The sequence below is a fragment of the Alloacidobacterium dinghuense genome (genome assembly GCF_014274465.1).
GTDB lineage: Bacteria > Acidobacteriota > Terriglobia > Terriglobales > Acidobacteriaceae > Alloacidobacterium > Alloacidobacterium dinghuense.
Genome location: NZ_CP060394.1, coordinates 190,877 through 206,327, shown reverse-complemented (window position 1 = coordinate 206,327; position 15,451 = coordinate 190,877). Strand labels below are relative to the sequence as shown.

The window sequence follows — 15,451 nt, the reverse complement described above, 5'->3', positions numbered from 1 at the left end:
CGCTAAGCTCCAAGCAGCGAATCGACGAATGCCGCACTGTCGAACGGCAGTAGGTCCTCGATCTTCTCGCCAACGCCAACAAAGCGCACAGGCAGCTCCAACTCCCGCGCAATCGCGACAACGATGCCACCCTTCGCCGTGCCATCCAGCTTGGTAAGCACAATGCCCGTAACGCCGGCCGACTCGGTAAACAACCGCGCCTGCTGCAGACCATTCTGACCCGTCGTCGCATCCATCACCAGCAGCACCTCATGCGGAGCGTCGGGAACGATGCGCTGCGTCGTTCGCCGCATCTTGTCGAGTTCTGCCATCAGGCTGTTCTTGGTGTGCAAGCGTCCCGCAGTATCGACAATCAGCACATCATTGCTGCGCGCCTTTGCCGCCTGCAGCGCATCGAAGAGCGCCGCCGAAGGATCACCACCCTGACGCGTCTTGATAATCTCGACTCCGCTCCGCTGTCCCCAAACCTCAAGCTGTTCAATGGCGGCGGCACGGAAAGTATCCGCGGCACACATCAGCACGCTCTTGCCCTGTGCTCGAAAATAAGCCGCGAGTTTTCCTGTAGTCGTCGTCTTGCCGGTGCCGTTCACTCCGACCATCATGATCACTTCTGGAGGCGAGTTCACAACATGCGGAGGACGCTGCTGATCATCAAGAATGCCTTTGATCTGCGCCTTCAATAGCTCTTTCAGCTCCGCACCATCGCGAATCTGCTGACGTTTCGCACGCTCGCGCAGCGCGTCGATGATCTCAGTGGTCGTCGTCACACCAAGATCGGAGGCAAGCAGACTCATCTCCAACTCTTCGAGCGCTCCTTCGTCCACTTCGCGCGTAAGCGCGATAACGCTCTCGATCCGCTCGCCAAGGCTGTCGCGCGTGCGCGTGACCGCCTCTTTCATCCGGTCGAATATGCTCTTCTTTTCTGGTTCGTTCAGGCTGCCAAACAGCGTTTGAATCATGCTGTCTTGAGTGTAACAAGCTACTCGACGCGTCCCGGACGCGACATCAGCTCGCGCATGGCCTCAAGCGGAGATTTGTCTTCCTGCAGAATCGCGGCTACCTGCTCGGTGATCGGCATCTCGACCTGATGGCGACGCGCCAACCCAAGAGCCGCCGAGGTCGTTCGCACGCCCTCAGCAACCTTGCCATGCAGCCCGGCAAGAATCGCCGCCAGCTTGCGCCCCTTGCCCAACTCGATCCCAACCGTGCGATTACGCGAAAGCGAACCTGTACACGTCAGCACCAGATCGCCAATTCCCGAGAGTCCAGACAGCGTCTCGCTATGGCCACCACATGCGATAGCAAGGCGCGTTGTCTCCGCAATACCGCGCGTAATCAGTGCAGCCGCGCTATTATGTCCAAGCCCCAGCCCAGAAACAATGCCCGCAGCAATCGCAATCACATTCTTAACCGCGCCGCCCAGCTCCACGCCAACAACATCATCATTTGTATAGAGCCGCAAAGACTGGCTCCCGAATTCCCGCTGTATGCGTACAGCTAACGCGGCATCGTACGAGGCGATCGTAACGGCAGTGGGCGAACCTCCTGCAACTTCCTGCGCGAACGATGGCCCGCTGAGCACACCTACCGGCAGACTGAGATCGAATTGGCCAAGCACCTGCGCAATCACTTCGCTCATGCGCAGCAACGTTTCATCTTCGATACCTTTCGTTGCACTTACCAGCATCTGGCCGGAACGCAGAAGGGGTGCGAACTGCTCGTAGCTAGCGCGAACATGATGCGACGGCATCGCGCTCACAACAATTTCAGCGGCGCGCAGCGCTTCCTCAATTTTCGAGGTCACGCAAATCGTCTTTGGAATCGGAAAGCCCGCAAGAAACGCCGCGTTCTCGCCACGCTCCGCAATCGTCTCGCTCACCTCAGACGAGTGCGACCACAAGGTCAGATCATGGTCGCCGCAGCGCGCAAGACTCAGCGCAATCGCGGTACCCCACGCACCGGTCCCCATCACCGCAATGCGGCTCATGCCTCGCTTGCCTTAGTCTTGCCGAAGCGATATTCCGTGCCGCGCAGGAGACGATGAATGTTCTGGTGGTGTTTGGCAATGATGATCGCCGGAACAATCAAGATCACCGCAATCATCAATCCTGAATAGGGGAAGTGCGGCGTGAGAAAGGCAAAGACAGGAAACGAAGCTGCTCCTAGAATCGAAGCTAGCGAAACATAGCGTGTGAGCGCGAAGATAATCAGAAACATCACGAGCGCGGCAACTGCAGCAAGCCATGCCACGGCCACAAATACTCCAAATGCCGTGGCCACTCCCTTACCGCCTCTAAAACTGAGCCACACTGGAAAAATGTGGCCTGTGATAGCTGCCATAGCCGCAACGGCCATAGCGTCTTGCAAAGGAACCAGTTGCAGCACATGCAGATTCAGCAACCATCCCGCGGCCATCACGGCAACATAGCCCTTCAGTGCATCAAGCAGAAATGTAAGCGCGCCTAACCCCTTCGCGCCCGAGCGAATGACATTCGTCGCTCCGATATTCCCGCTTCCAGTCTCACGAATATCTTCCTTGCGAAAAAGACGCACCAGCACATAGCCGAACGGGATCGAACCCAGCAGATATGCTACTAGCGCAATTACTAAGTAGGTGACAACGAACATTGCGAGTATGAGTGTAGCAGCCGAAGATGCCTACATGAGTTGGCGACGCACCATGTCGAGCGCCTGCTGGCTTGCATAGAAGCGGATGCGCTCTCGATCGCCGGAGAAGTTCTTCTGAACAACTTCGGTCTGCACTCCGTCACTGATCGCGATGTAGACCAGCCCCACTGGCTTTTCTTCGTTTCCACCGCCAGGGCCGGCAATTCCAGTCACTCCGACGCCATAGGTGCTCCGGCAGCGGCGGCGAATGCCTTCTGCCAGCGCGGTCGCGACTTCCCGGCTCACCGCGCCTTTCTCTTCGATCAACTCCTCCGGAACGCCGGCAAACTCCGTCTTCAATTCGTTGCTGTAGACAACGGCACCGCCAAGAAACGATCGAGAGCTGCCGGCGATGCTCGTCAGCCGCTCCGCGATTAATCCCCCCGTGCAGCTCTCCGCCACCGAAAGCGTCGCGCCGCGCATCTCCAGGTAATAAAGAACAATTTGCTCCAGCGATTCGCTCTGTTTGGCCGAAGAATAAACCAGATCATCCAACTCTTCTTCGATCAGGCTTGCCAATTCGTTCACGCGCGCTTCGGCTTCTTCCATCGTCGACTTCGTAGAGATCAGTGTCAGCTGAATATCACCGAGATGCGCTAGGATCGTCGTCTCCACATCCGTGAACTGTGAATAGATCGGCGCAATGCGCGCATCGGCGTGCGATTCGCCGATCATCGCCGCCTTCAGAGTGCGCGTAGCGATGAATCGTTGCGGCACGATCTCGCGCAGCCGCGGAATGCACTGTTCATCGAACATCGGCTTAATTTCGCTCGGAGGTCCAGGCAGTAGCATTCCCAGCTTGCGATGCGCACCGAAAACCGTATCGACCCACTGTCCCGGCGCGGTGCCATGCGGATTCTCAAGCATCTGCGCGCCATCCAGCATATCTGCCTGCTTCAGATTATTTTCTGTCAGCTGCCAGCGGCGTTGTGCCGCGCGCACATAAAGCTGTCCCACGATGTCCGCATCGCGTTTGAGTTCGGTACCGAGGGCATCCGCCCACGCTTCGCGCGTCAGGTCATCTTCCGTCGGTCCCAGACCACCCATTGTAATAATGATGTCCACTCGTCCAAGTGCCGTGCGAATCGCATTCGTCAGGTCTTTTCTGCGATCCCCAACGATGGTCTTGAACGCAACAACGACGCCCAACTCATTCAACCGCTCCGTGAGGTAGAGCGAGTTCGTGTCCTGACGAAAGGGCGTCAGTAGCTCAGACCCGATGGCGATAATTTCACATTTCATGCGTGCGGAGGGCAGAAGCGAGAGTCAGAAAGAGCGCAGTCCTTCCACTCCCAAAGTTAAATGATACATGGCGGCATTCGTCGCGAGAATCACATCGCCACCGGGAACAAAAGTCAGTCTTACGATCCCCGAACTTTATGAGACTCAGCTTATGGACGAGAAGATTCATTGAGAAGCTTGATCATCCTCGTCAGACAGCGATTGTAAGCAGCCGAACCCTCTCGAATCTTTGTACTCCTGCACGCTGATTCTATCCCGGCTCGATCATCCGCGCTGAGGGACGACATGTCAGGGGCTAACGCCCCCAACTGAGCCCGGACGCAGTCCTGATAGGCAGTAGGATCCCGCATCTCCTTTTCTCTCGGGCAGGTCGACTCCAGTTCTGCTGCCTCCGTATCCGACAGCTGACGGACTCGGAACCGCGCCGCCGTATGATTTGAGCCGTTCGCGTTCTTCAGCGGTACCTTTGGCGGCTTCTGCGGTGAAGTCTCGATATGGTTTTCCGCGCCGGTTGACCCCTGCGGCTGTGCCTGCGGGGCGACTGGAACTTGAGCCCGCGGCGAGTCATGCACGAGTGTAAGCATCGCGGCTATAACGACAACAGTGATCCCTAAGCCGCTACAAATCCAACCGACTATCCTTCTGCTTGATCTTGCACCACCCTTGTTCGAGCCCGCAGACGATCCGGTATCGCGACGACCTACTACGTCTACACGCATGGAATCCGGCTTTGGAGGAGACTGTAAAACCCGATACGCGTCGTTGATTTGCCGGAGTTTCTCCTCGGCCTTCTGGCGCAGTCGCGGATCGCTTCCTAAGCGATCCGGATGCCACACTTTCACTAGATCGCGGTAAGACTCCTTGATCTCTGTGGTTGTCGCGCCGGGACCTAACCCCAGAACATTGAGCGCTTCATCACGCAGCAAACAATACCCCGTCCGTCAATCTGCCTTCCCTCGTCTGCAACCTCCACCGACGTCGCGAATATGACCCTCTCAGAACGACCGTGTCCTGAGGAGATGGCGTCAGACCCGGTGGCGATGCTTTCACATTTCATGCAGGGGGGAGCCGAAACAAATGTCAGAAGGAGCGCAGTCCTTCCACTCCCAAAGCTAAATGATACATGGCGGTATTCGTCGCGAGAATCACATCGCCACCGGGAACAAAAGCCAGTCCTACGATGCCCGAACCAGCCACAGCCAGCGACGCTTCTCCCGAGGGCGTAATCCGTACAACCCCGCGGCGTCCATGCCATGACGCGGCAACATAAACGTTCCCGGCAATATCTAAAGCCAAACCCTGCGGCCGGCCAAGTCCGCGATAAAACACACGTGAGTTGCCGTCGCGATCAATGGCGTGGACGCAGTCATAGCTCGATGTCGTCGGACCGGTGACAAACAGCGTGCCATCACGGTCAAATGCCAGATGATACGCAGCCACGCTCGGCTCGAGCGTGGCAAAAACAAAAATCTGGCGGTCGGGAGCGATCTTAAAGATCGTGCCGCTGCGGTCACCTACGTAAAGGTTCTGATCCGCATCGAAAGCCAGCCCCGTGGCTATCCCCATGCCTTCAGCAAATTGCGTATAAATGCCATTCGGTGAGACCCGATAGACCGTACCATCGTTGCGCGAGGAAACGTAAAGAAAGCCCTCCGGATCAAGCGCGAGTCCGGTGGCGTTCATGATGCCGGTTACAAAGGGCCGCAGTTCTCCATCCGAAGCAATGCGGAATACGGAGACCGGCGTACTCTGCCCGCGTTGCCCGGATAGCGTGGCGTAGATGTTCCCCTCGCTATCCACCGCCGGATTCGCGACCACATGCACATCCGTCGCAATCATCCCCGCCACCAGCAGCCTTACCGAATTGCTCTGTGCGCCGTTCTGCAGAATTTGCAGCGTCCCGCTCTCCGCCTCGTCGGGAACTCGCAGCTTCAGGCGTTTGGGACGGCTCAATAGAACTGACGCCGCCAGTTGCCCAAGCATGGCTACCGGTTGCCGCATCGCGAGGGGGCCGAGATTCGAGCCAGCCAGTTCGACTTCCCCGCCCGGCAGTGCCGCTCCTGGCACGACTGCATCGATTTTCGGTGTATCTGACGGGTTCGGCTTTGTCGTTCGGGCCATATCTCGAAACCAGCGACTCATTTCCTATTCTCTTAGAAGCAGAACCTTACCACCAGCGGTGTATCACAAGAAAGACCAACAATGCATAGAAACCCGCAGCCACATCGTCGAGCATGATACCAGCGCCGCCATGCAGCCGTTCCAGTTGCCGGGCTGGCCACGGTTTTATGATGTCGAAGACGCGGAAAAGGAGCAATGCCAGTAGCGCATGGAGCCAGTCCGCAGGAGCGGCAGCAAGCGCAATCCATTGACCGCAAACCTCATCCAGCACAACATGGCCCGGATCTTCACGTCCACTTTCCCGCTCGACAATCGTTGCCGCAGGAATACCGATCAACAGGGCAAGCGACGCAAGGAGTCCGGATACGACTCCAGTTTGAATGGCTGAGAGGTGCGCGGAACTAACAATAAGGAGCCAGAGCAGCGCCGCCGCCACCGATCCCCAGGTTCCCGGGCCCGGCTTTCCAAACCCTGCTCCGAAAAAGGTGGCTGCAATCCAGGCCCAGAGTGTCTTACTCCTCGTCGTCATGCTCGCGGCCAGGCTTCAATCCTTTCAAGTCTTCCAAGACTTCCGGATCGAGCACCGGCGAGGAAATCCGATAGGCGCCACTCGCCCACTTTCCCAAATCGATCTGCCTGCAGCGATCGCTACAGAAAGGAAAATCCTCACCGCTCGTCATCACCAGCGTTCTGCACGTGGGACACCGCAAGATAGGATCTTTTTGGGCAGCCTTTTTGCTCATGCTTCTGATATGACGCGCGCAACCACATCATAGTCATGCGCCTCGGTGATCTCGCATTCGTAAAAACGTCCCGGCACAATCGATTCCAGTGGGCCGAAGTCATTGATGTAGACAGTACCGTCGATCTCCGGCGCGTGAAGCTGCGAGCGTCCTTCCCACAACAGCGGCGTCTCAGCAGATTCGCCTTCCACAAGCACGTGCATCGTCCGCCCTACCCACTGCTGCTTCGCCTTCTTGCTCAGGCCCTTCTGCAAACGCATCAGAGCGCGCTTGCGCTGCTCAATCGCCTTTGCCGGAAGCTTCTCGCCCAATGAAAATGCGCCGGAGCCCTCTTCATCCGAGTAGCCGAACACACCAAGCCAGTCGAATTTTGCCTCACGAACAAAATTTGAGAGCGTCTCAAAATCGGCCTCAGTCTCTCCCGGAAATCCAACGATAAACGACGTGCGCAACGCAATCCCAGGCACTGCCGCGCGAACCTTCTCAATCGTCTTCAGAAAAATATCCGCATTTGCGCCGCGCTTCATGCTCTTCAGCACTGGCCCGGAAGCATGTTGCAGGGGAACATCGAGGTACTTGCAGATGTTGCCGTGCCTCGCAATCGTCTCCAGCAACCGCCCGGTAATCTTGTTGGGATACGCGTAGAGAAAGCGCAGCCAGCGCAATCCATCAATGTTCGCGAGCTTATCGAGCAACATGGCAAGGCCATCTTTCAGCCCGAGATCTTCGCCGTAGCAGGTTGTATCCTGCCCGATGAGCGTAATTTCCTGTATGCCCTGTGCAACAAGACGCTCGGCTTCGGCCACCACCGATTCAAAGTGCCGGGAGCGAAACTTCCCGCGCAGGTTTGGAATCACGCAAAAGCTGCACGGATGATCGCAACCTTCCGCAATCTTGATATATGCCGAAGGCCCGCGCGTCGCGAGCAAGCGTGGCGTGGTGTGATCGTAGAGATACTGCGGCAGGGCAGCATTCGCGCCGTCCCATTCCTTACGCGCAAATCGCCCTTGCGATTCGCGATGATCGCCTTCGGCCCGCGCCGTAACGCCGGTGAGAATGTTGAAAGGCGATGCGGGCTGCAAAGCCGGAGCAACCGGAGCATTCAAACCCGCAGCCTCAAGAATCTTCTCAAGCTCGCCGGTCCCCACAACCGCATCCACTTCCGGAATATTCTTCCGGATCTCGTCGCGATATCGCTCAACGAGGCACCCGGCAACGATCAACTTCTGCGCTCGGCCAGAACTCTTGTGCTGCGCCATTTCGAGAATCGTATCCACTGATTCCTGCTTGGCCGTATCGATGAAAGAGCAGGTATTCACCACCAGCACATCGGCCGCTTCCGGAGACGTGGTCATCTGCGCGCCTGCCCGGTCAAGCAAGCCCATCATCACTTCGCTGTCCACAAGGTTCTTAGGACAGCCAAGACTCACAAAGCCTACCTTGAGGCGAGGAGTCTCAGTTACGGTTTTTGGGGTATCGACGACACTCACAGCGGCGTCATCGAGAAGAGATTGAGTCACCTATCCATTTTACCGGAAGATTTCCTCCGCTCCGACTTTGCACCGTCGCGTCGAGCACCTTCCGAGGTGGTATCATTAGGAATGTGCCGGGTCCTACGCGACTCAATCCCGCCAACCCCGCCAGGCCCGGAAGGGAGCAACGGTAACGGGCTAGTGTGTGCGCAGTAGGTCGCCCGGTACATTTTGCTTTCTCTCGCCAGCAACTAATTCCCTTAGACAGAACTATTACACTTCCATCCCGGACAAACTGCGCCTTTCATAGACATCGAAGCAGCGCTCAGAGAAAATGATTCTTTACTTTGCAGCAGATGGAGAGCAGCCTTGAGCCTTACAGTGCGTCCTCAAACTTCTCGACGCGCCAAAATCAGTGCCCTTGGAACCTACGTTCCTCCCCGCGTATTGACCAATGCCGATCTCGAAAAAATGGTCGACACCAACGACACATGGATCGTTGAGCGCACCGGCATCCGTGAGCGGCACATCCTCGAAAAAGGCCAGGCCACAAGCGATATGGCGGTTGAAGCGGCGAAGCAATGCCTCGCCGAGCGGGGCATTGATCCGACCGAAGTCGAAGCCATCATTGTCGCCACCGTCACGCCTGACATGCTCTTCCCCGCCACCGCGTGCCTTGTACAGGACAAACTGGGAGCAAAAGGCGCATGGGGATTCGATCTCTCCGCTGCGTGCTCCGGATTCGTCTACGCACTGCAGACGGGTGTAAAGCTTGTTGAATCCGGCGCGCATTCGAAAGTCCTCGTCATCGGCGCCGACACCATGTCTTCCATCCTCGATTACACGGATCGCGCCACCTGTATCCTCTTCGGCGACGGAGCCGGCGCAGTGCTCATCGAGCCGGCGGCGGAAGGAGAACTCGGCATGATCGACTTCCTCCATGAAATCGACGGCTCTGGCGGCTGTTCTCTGTACATGCCCGCCGGAGGCAGCCTCAATCCTCCATCTGCGGAGACGGTTGCCACGAAGATGCACTACGTCCACCAGGACGGACAAGCAGTTTACAAGTACGCTGTCCGCAAAATGGCCGAAGCCACAGAAAAAGTACTCACACGCTGTGGTATCACCGGAACCGATCTCGGTTGTTTCATTCCGCATCAGGCGAACAAACGCATCATCCTCTCGACGGCGGAACGCCTCGGCATGCCTCTTGACCGTGTCATCATTAACATTGATCGCTACGGAAACACTACAGCCGCCACTATTCCTCTCGCCATGCAAACGGCACGCGAAGAAGGCCGCTTAAAGAAGAACGATCTGGTGCTCATCGCCAGCGTAGGTGCTGGCTTCACCACCGGAGCAGCCCTGCTTCGCTGGGAAATCTAGCGCGCTCACTCACCGCATTTATCATCCTGAGCGTAGCGAAGGATCTGTTGTTTGCGAGTTTGGAGCACGAAAAACGCGTGCCCCCTCCTTTCGCTCTCTTTGCGAAAGGGTGAGAACCACGAAGGAAAAAGCCCACCACATTGTTCTCTCGATTACGAAGCGCTCACAGGCACGCGAGCATGTCTCTGATCATGCCGATACTTCCAAACCCCAAACACAATCGCCGCGATCAACAGCCCGAGAAACACCCACAGGATCACATCCGCCCACCCAGCAAGATACTGCGCCCAGAGCCGCAGCACGCGCCGTCCGTAGGTTGCGCCGACCCACGCAATCAACCCATAACGCGCAGCGCGGGCGATCGAAAACGACCAGATAAATTGCTTTCGCGAGACGCCCAGCGCACCCGCCGCGAGCAGAAACGGCAGTAAGGGAATCGGCGGCGGCAGAATCGCAGCTGTGGCAACACTCGTCACGCTGTGTCGCTTCACCCATTTGCTCAACGGATCGCGGAAACGCTTCGGGACATACCGTTCGAGCATCGCCTCGCCGCCTCTCTTCCCCGCGCTCCACGTTAGATAACCGCCCAGCACACTCCCGCTCACCGCAGCCAGCACGAGCAGCCACGACACACTTTGCCGAGCAGCCAGTAGCAGGACCAGCAGATCCGTGCTCCCCGGTAATGGGAGAGGTATGACCGAAGCATCGATGACAGACACAACGAAAACGCCTGGCACACCAAGATGAATCAGCCAGCGAGGAATGGGCAAGGTATGCCTGTGCAGATGTCTGTGCGCCGCCGCTGCAGTCTGAAAGATGCCCACGCAAGTTTGACGCCGCCTTTAAAGCCCGAGTCGCCAGGGACGCAAATTTTATAAAAACCTTAGTTCGGGAACGATGGGCAAGGCTCGACATTCGATACCGTAGCGATAGAAGAGCCGCAGACCTTCGAGGCACGCCGCATCGAGATGATAGTGAATGTTGCGCGTCAGGTACGCATGAATCGTCTGAGCAGGCACGGCGAGCCGCCTGGACCACTCCGCCACCAGATCGTCGACATGCGCAAGCCCGTTATTGCGCGATTCCTGAAAATCGCGAACCAGCGATTCTGCGCGCACGCTCGCATCCCGCAGTCCTTCCAGACGCACTGCCCAAAAGGCTGACACCCACGCCGATCCAGTCAGCGCATGCCATTCATGGCCAAGATCGAGATACATCAGCTTCTCACCCGTGCGCTGCTCGCGTGCCTCACGGTCCTCAAGCGCCAGCAATGCCGGATCGCCAATCAACAGCGCCGCATCCGCAACCTTCAGCATCGCCTCCAGATCGGGAGCATGCGGAACAAACTCTGCTGCCGCGTTCCAGTATTTGTGAAACAGGATCCTCGTATATACAGCTGACGTCCGCGATGACGTATCGAGCGCAATCCGGCGCACTCCTTTCACGCCATCAGCATGACGCACGACCAGAAGAATCGAGCGAATATCTCCAAGAGAAGCAATCGTGCATCCAGGAACAACAGCGAGTGACGGCTCTGATGCATACGTCGCCACAGGAACCAGCCCGATATCCGCAGTCCCTTGGACGAGTTCATCCGCGCATGCAGCGGGAGTAGTTTGATGAATGGAATAGCGTTCCGCCAGGCGGCTCTTGCCCGGCTCATGCTCAAAATCCCACATCAGCGGTGCGGGATTGAGAAAGTTGATAGCAGCAATTTTCAGTAGGCGCACTCGTTAGTGTAACAACGCGTCCGTAACTTGACTTTGCCTCGCGTGACGGCTAATCTCCGAGCAAATTCGCCAAGAGAAAAGCATCGCTGAGGCTGTGTCTATTGACCACAAATATCGACTCCACCTTGCCCTCCAGCGCAGAATCGCCAGCAGCAGTAGAATTCGTTGACCAGGAGCGTCTCTCCTGGCTCGCTCTCGCGCTCACGCCCGGTCTCGGCCCGCGCCGCGTCCTGCGTGCCATTCGTGAAGTAGGATCAGCCGAGGATATCCTGCATCTCCCACTTACCGGACTAGAAGCGCTTCAATTCCCGGTTCAGGCAGTGCAGTTCATTGCCGACGGCAAAGCGTTAGACGCAGCGAACACAGAGATCGAAGCTCTCATCAAGTCAGGCGCAAACTTCCTCGCATACAACGATCCCGATTACCCTGAACGTCTCCGCGAGATCTTCGACGCTCCTGCATTGCTCTGGATACGGGGCGATGCGAAGCTTCTGGCAAAGTCCTCCATCGCTGTCGTCGGCACGCGGCATCCCACTCCTTACGGATCGGGCATGTCTGAGATGCTTTCGCGCGATCTCGCCGCACGCGGCATGGTCATTCTCAGCGGCATGGCGCGCGGCGTCGACACCGCCGCTCACAAGGGAGCGCTCGCAGCAAAAGGCAAAACCGTCGCCGTCTGGGGCACAGGCATCGACGTTATTTACCCCAAAGAAAACAAGTCGCTCGCCGAGCAGATTCTCGCGAGCGGTGGCGCCATCGTTTCCGAGATGCCAACGGGAACATTCCCTGCTCCGCAAAATTTTCCCAAGCGCAATCGCATCATTAGCGGAATGAGCGTCGGCGTGCTCGTCGTCGAAGCGGGCGAGCACAGCGGCACACGCGTGACCGCACGCTGCGCGCTTGAGCAGAACCGCGATGTCTTCGCCGTCCCCGGCAATGTCACGACCAAGAATGCATGGGGACCTAACACATTGATAAAGCAGGGCGCAAAGCTCGTTGCTACGTGGGAAGACGTATGGGAAGAGTTGCCGTCACAGGTGCGCCTTGAAATTGAGGCAGAATGGGAGTTTGCATCGAAAGCCCAACCTGCTGCATCGTTATTTGAGGAAGCTCCCCTGCCGCCTGCCGAGACTCGGGTCATGAGCGCGCTTCGCCACGACGAAGCCCTGCAACTTGACGAGATCATGGAAAAGCTGGAGCCTGAGCTGAGTTCATCGGAAGTGTTCACCGCACTCTTTGAACTGGAGCTTGCAGGGCGCATCAAACAACTTCCGGGCAAGAACTACGTTAAAAGTTTTTGACATTCCCGAAAGCGTTGATGTCATGTATCGAATCGCAGAATTCTGCGTCTGTAGAGATGTGCGCGCTGGATTCATCGCGGCAAACCGTGATAGCTTCCATAAGAATTAAGTGCAGTCTGTAAGTTGGGCGAACGATGCCCGTGAATTGAAGGGAAAAATGAGCAAAGCGCTTGTGATCGTCGAATCCCCCGCGAAAGCAAAGACGATCAGCAAATATTTGGGCAAGGACTACACCGTCGAAGCATCGGTCGGACATATTAAGGACCTTCCCAAAAACAAAATCGGTGTCGATCTTGAAGACGGAACCTTCGAGCCGGAGCTGATCGTTATCCCCGGCAAAGAGAAAGTCGTCGACCGCCTCAAGAAGCTCGCTGCAAAATCCGACCAGGTCTATCTCGCGCCTGACCCTGACCGCGAAGGCGAAGCCATTGCTGCGCACCTTGCCGACGAGTTGAGCAAAGTGGTCAAGAAGAACGCGATCCATCGCGTCACTTTCAACGAGATCACGCCCAAAGCCGTGAAAGACGCCTTTCAGCACGCCCGCAATGTTGACTCGCATCTGGTCGACGCGCAGACTACGCGCCGCGTCCTTGACCGCATCGTAGGCTACCAGGTCTCGCCGCTACTATGGGACAAAGTGCGCCGCGGCCTCTCCGCCGGACGCGTGCAAACCGTTGCTGTACGCCTCATTGTCGAGCGCGAGCGCGAAATCAAGGCCTTCAACCCAGTCGAATACTGGACCATCGACGCCGAACTCGAAGCACAAGAATCAACTCCGTTTACTGCGCGATTCATCGGCATCGACGGCCAGCGCGCAAAAGTCGAAACAGTCGACGCGCCATCTCTGCCTGATCAGCAAATCACCGACGAAGTCATCGCGCAGCTAAAAAAAGCAACATGGTCCGTCCGCGGTGTCGAAAGCAAGGAGCGCAAGCGCAACTCCACCGCGCCGTTCACCACCAGCAAGCTGCAGCAGGACGCCGCGCGTCGCCTCGGCTTCAACGTCAAGCGCACCATGGGCGTCGCGCAGCGTCTCTACGAAGGCGTCGAAATCGGCAGCGAAACCGTCGGCCTCATCACCTACATGCGTACCGACTCGACGCGCGTCGCGCCCGAAGCCATCACCAACGTCCGCGAGTGGATCAAGAAGAAACTCGGCGCGCCCTATCTGCCCGCCACACCCAACACCTTCAAGTCGAAGAAGGACGCGCAAGACGCACACGAAGCAATTCGTCCGACCGATGTGAATCATCATCCCGACGAAATCCGCCGCTACCTGAGCGACGAGCAGTACAAGCTGTACAAGCTCATCTGGCAGCGCTTCGTCGCATCGCAGATGATGCCCGCAGTCTTCGACCAGACCACCGTCGATATCGCCGCCAAGGCCAATCGAAACTATGACTTTCGCGTCACCGGCTCAGTGCTCAAGTTTGACGGCTTCCTCAAGGTCTACGAAGAAGCGAAGGATAAAAAGGACGAAGACGACGAAGCCCTCGCGAACAAACTTCCTGCGCTCAATGAAGGTCAGTCGCTCAAGCTCCACGAGTTGAAGCCCGAGCAGCATTACACCGAGCCGCCTCCGCGCTATAACGAAGCCTCGCTCGTTAAGGAACTCGAAGAGCAAGGTATCGGCCGCCCGTCCACCTATGCGTCCATCATTAATACAATTCAGGACCGTGAGTACGTGCAGAAGATCGGCGGTCGTTCGGGCCGTTTCGTTCCCACAGAAATCGGCACTGTCGTCACTGATCTGCTGGTGAAGAACTTCCCCTATATCTTCGACACGAAGTACACAGCGCGCCTCGAAGAAGAACTAGACGACATCGAAGATGGCCGCGAAAAGTGGACCGACTTACTCAGTGGCTTCTACGGCCACTTCGCCGAAGAGCTCGTAGATGCCAGCAAGCATATGGAAGACATCAAGCGGATGGAGAAGGCCACGGACGAGAAGTGTCCGCTCTGCGGCTCGCCGCTGGTGCTGAAGTGGGGCAAGTTCGGCTCCTTCTATGCCTGCAGTTCCTACGACAAGAAGAAAAAAGACAGCTGCACCTACACGCGCGAAAATTTCGAGGCAAAGCCCAACCTTCAGACCGAGGGTCAGGATGCCGAGCAGGAAGAAGAATACTGCGAAAACTGCGGTCGCGTAATGGTGTTGCGCAACGGCCCCTGGGGTCCGTATATGGCCTGCCCCGGCTATAACGAAGACCCGCCTTGCAAGACCGTACGCCGCTTGCATCAGAAACAGCAGCAGAAACCGCCCGAGCCAGTCGACGAGATGTGCCCGAAGTGCGGCAGCCAGCTCGTCAAACGCATAGGCCAGTACGGTGAGTTCATCTCCTGCTCGGCGTACCCCAAGTGCAAGTACATCAAGCAGAACACCATCGGCGTCGTCTGCCCGAAGTGCAAAGATGGCCAGATTGTCGAGAAAAAAGCGCGCCGCGGCAACCTCTTCTACGGTTGCGAAAACTACCCGAAGTGCGACTTCACGGCCAACTACAAGCCGGTCGATAAGAAGTGCCCGGAATGCGGATCGCCTTATCTGATGGAGAAGACCCTCAAGTCCGGTGTCTACCTTGTCTGCCCGAATAACAAGAAACCCACGGCAGCGGACGAGGAAGAGACCACAAAGAAGCGCAAGAAGAAGGGCGAAGAAGAGTCGGGCGTGGCCTGCAGCTATTCAAAGCGTATCGCCGACGCACCGGTTGCTGAGAAACCCACCGTCGAAACCCACGGTCCGCTGGTGGAACAGGCTGTTTAACGGATTCAAGACTATCCTCTCTCAAAGGCGT

General features: G+C 57.2%; 14 protein-coding genes and 1 other RNA gene. 4 read left to right on the top strand and 11 right to left on the bottom strand.

Going from position 1 to position 15,451, the window contains the following annotated elements; all coding sequences use genetic code 11:
- Window positions 1–2: 2 nt before the first annotated feature.
- From ftsY to rimO, 9 genes are all read right to left on the bottom strand, one after another.
- A complete protein-coding gene (ftsY, locus tag H7849_RS00805; RefSeq protein ID WP_186743552.1) occupies window positions 3–959 on the bottom strand; it encodes a signal recognition particle-docking protein FtsY in 957 nt (318 codons plus the stop codon).
- A 20-nt stretch (window positions 960–979) separates the two neighbouring features.
- Window positions 980–1,987 carry an NAD(P)H-dependent glycerol-3-phosphate dehydrogenase gene (locus H7849_RS00800; protein ID WP_186743551.1) on the bottom strand — a complete coding sequence of 336 codons (1,008 nt, stop codon included), beginning with the start codon at window positions 1,985–1,987 and terminating at the stop codon, window positions 980–982.
- Complete coding sequence (plsY, locus tag H7849_RS00795) at window positions 1,984–2,628, bottom strand: glycerol-3-phosphate 1-O-acyltransferase PlsY (protein ID WP_186743550.1); 645 nt, start codon at window positions 2,626–2,628, stop codon at window positions 1,984–1,986. The genes H7849_RS00800 and plsY overlap by 4 nt, the downstream gene beginning before the upstream one ends.
- 30 nt (window positions 2,629–2,658) lie before the next feature.
- Entirely contained in the window at window positions 2,659–3,909 is a 1,251-nt protein-coding gene (locus H7849_RS00790; protein WP_186743549.1) for a competence/damage-inducible protein A, read from the bottom strand.
- Between the two features lie 149 nt (window positions 3,910–4,058).
- Entirely contained in the window at window positions 4,059–4,835 is a 777-nt protein-coding gene (locus H7849_RS27225; RefSeq protein ID WP_186743548.1) for a J domain-containing protein, read from the bottom strand.
- Between the two features lie 154 nt (window positions 4,836–4,989).
- Window positions 4,990–6,030: an SMP-30/gluconolactonase/LRE family protein gene (locus H7849_RS00780; RefSeq protein WP_186743547.1), complete on the bottom strand. Its 1,041-nt coding sequence runs from the start codon at window positions 6,028–6,030 to the stop codon at window positions 4,990–4,992.
- A gap of 46 nt (window positions 6,031–6,076) precedes the next feature.
- Entirely contained in the window at window positions 6,077–6,559 is a 483-nt protein-coding gene (locus tag H7849_RS00775) for a phosphatidylglycerophosphatase A family protein (protein WP_186743546.1), read from the bottom strand.
- A complete protein-coding gene (locus H7849_RS00770) occupies window positions 6,543–6,773 on the bottom strand; it encodes a DNA gyrase inhibitor YacG (RefSeq protein WP_186743545.1) in 231 nt (76 codons plus the stop codon). Before H7849_RS00770 ends, H7849_RS00775 begins: the two co-directional genes overlap by 17 nt.
- A complete protein-coding gene (gene rimO / locus H7849_RS00765; RefSeq protein WP_186747058.1) occupies window positions 6,770–8,263 on the bottom strand; it encodes a 30S ribosomal protein S12 methylthiotransferase RimO in 1,494 nt (497 codons plus the stop codon). The genes H7849_RS00770 and rimO overlap by 4 nt, the downstream gene beginning before the upstream one ends.
- 114 nt (window positions 8,264–8,377) lie before the next feature.
- On the opposite strand from rimO, the gene ffs reads away from it, so the two are divergent.
- Window positions 8,378–8,475, top strand: an RNA gene (ffs, locus tag H7849_RS00760) — signal recognition particle sRNA small type.
- A 139-nt stretch (window positions 8,476–8,614) separates the two neighbouring features.
- Entirely contained in the window at window positions 8,615–9,631 is a 1,017-nt protein-coding gene (locus H7849_RS00755; RefSeq protein ID WP_186743544.1) for a beta-ketoacyl-ACP synthase III, read from the top strand.
- Window positions 9,632–9,783: 152 nt separating this feature from the next.
- Here the strand turns inward: H7849_RS00755 and H7849_RS00750 are convergent, their stop codons facing one another.
- Both H7849_RS00750 and H7849_RS00745 read right to left on the bottom strand, forming a co-directional pair.
- The gene (locus H7849_RS00750; RefSeq protein WP_186743543.1) at window positions 9,784–10,455 is read right to left on the bottom strand and encodes a YqaA family protein; all 672 of its coding nucleotides are present in this window, start codon (window positions 10,453–10,455) and stop codon (window positions 9,784–9,786) included.
- 48 nt (window positions 10,456–10,503) lie between these two features.
- Window positions 10,504–11,361, bottom strand: a complete 858-nt coding sequence (locus H7849_RS00745) for a menaquinone biosynthetic enzyme MqnA/MqnD family protein (protein WP_186743542.1) — start codon at window positions 11,359–11,361, stop codon at window positions 10,504–10,506.
- 101 nt (window positions 11,362–11,462) lie between these two features.
- On the opposite strand from H7849_RS00745, the gene dprA reads away from it, so the two are divergent.
- Window positions 11,463–12,662, top strand: coding sequence for a DNA-processing protein DprA (dprA, locus tag H7849_RS00740; RefSeq protein WP_349627448.1), 1,200 nt, complete (start codon window positions 11,463–11,465; stop codon window positions 12,660–12,662).
- 157 nt (window positions 12,663–12,819) lie between these two features.
- Window positions 12,820–15,420: a type I DNA topoisomerase gene (topA, locus tag H7849_RS00735; protein ID WP_186743541.1), complete on the top strand. Its 2,601-nt coding sequence runs from the start codon at window positions 12,820–12,822 to the stop codon at window positions 15,418–15,420.
- Window positions 15,421–15,451 lie beyond the last annotated feature (31 nt).

What these genes read in the sequence shown, in the direction of transcription:
- ftsY (WP_186743552.1), bottom strand. Translation starts at nt 959, where the DNA reads ATGATTCAAACGCTGTTTGGCAGCCTGAACGAACCAGAAAAGAAGAGC.
- H7849_RS00800 (WP_186743551.1), bottom strand. Translation starts at nt 1,987, where the DNA reads ATGAGCCGCATTGCGGTGATGGGGACCGGTGCGTGGGGTACCGCGATT.
- plsY (WP_186743550.1), bottom strand. Translation starts at nt 2,628, where the DNA reads ATGTTCGTTGTCACCTACTTAGTAATTGCGCTAGTAGCATATCTGCTG.
- H7849_RS00790 (WP_186743549.1), bottom strand. Translation starts at nt 3,909, where the DNA reads ATGAAATGTGAAATTATCGCCATCGGGTCTGAGCTACTGACGCCCTTT.
- H7849_RS00780 (WP_186743547.1), bottom strand. Translation starts at nt 6,030, where the DNA reads ATGGCCCGAACGACAAAGCCGAACCCGTCAGATACACCGAAAATCGAT.
- H7849_RS00775 (WP_186743546.1), bottom strand. Translation starts at nt 6,559, where the DNA reads ATGACGACGAGGAGTAAGACACTCTGGGCCTGGATTGCAGCCACCTTT.
- H7849_RS00770 (WP_186743545.1), bottom strand. Translation starts at nt 6,773, where the DNA reads ATGAGCAAAAAGGCTGCCCAAAAAGATCCTATCTTGCGGTGTCCCACG.
- topA (WP_186743541.1), top strand. Translation starts at nt 12,820, where the DNA reads ATGAGCAAAGCGCTTGTGATCGTCGAATCCCCCGCGAAAGCAAAGACG.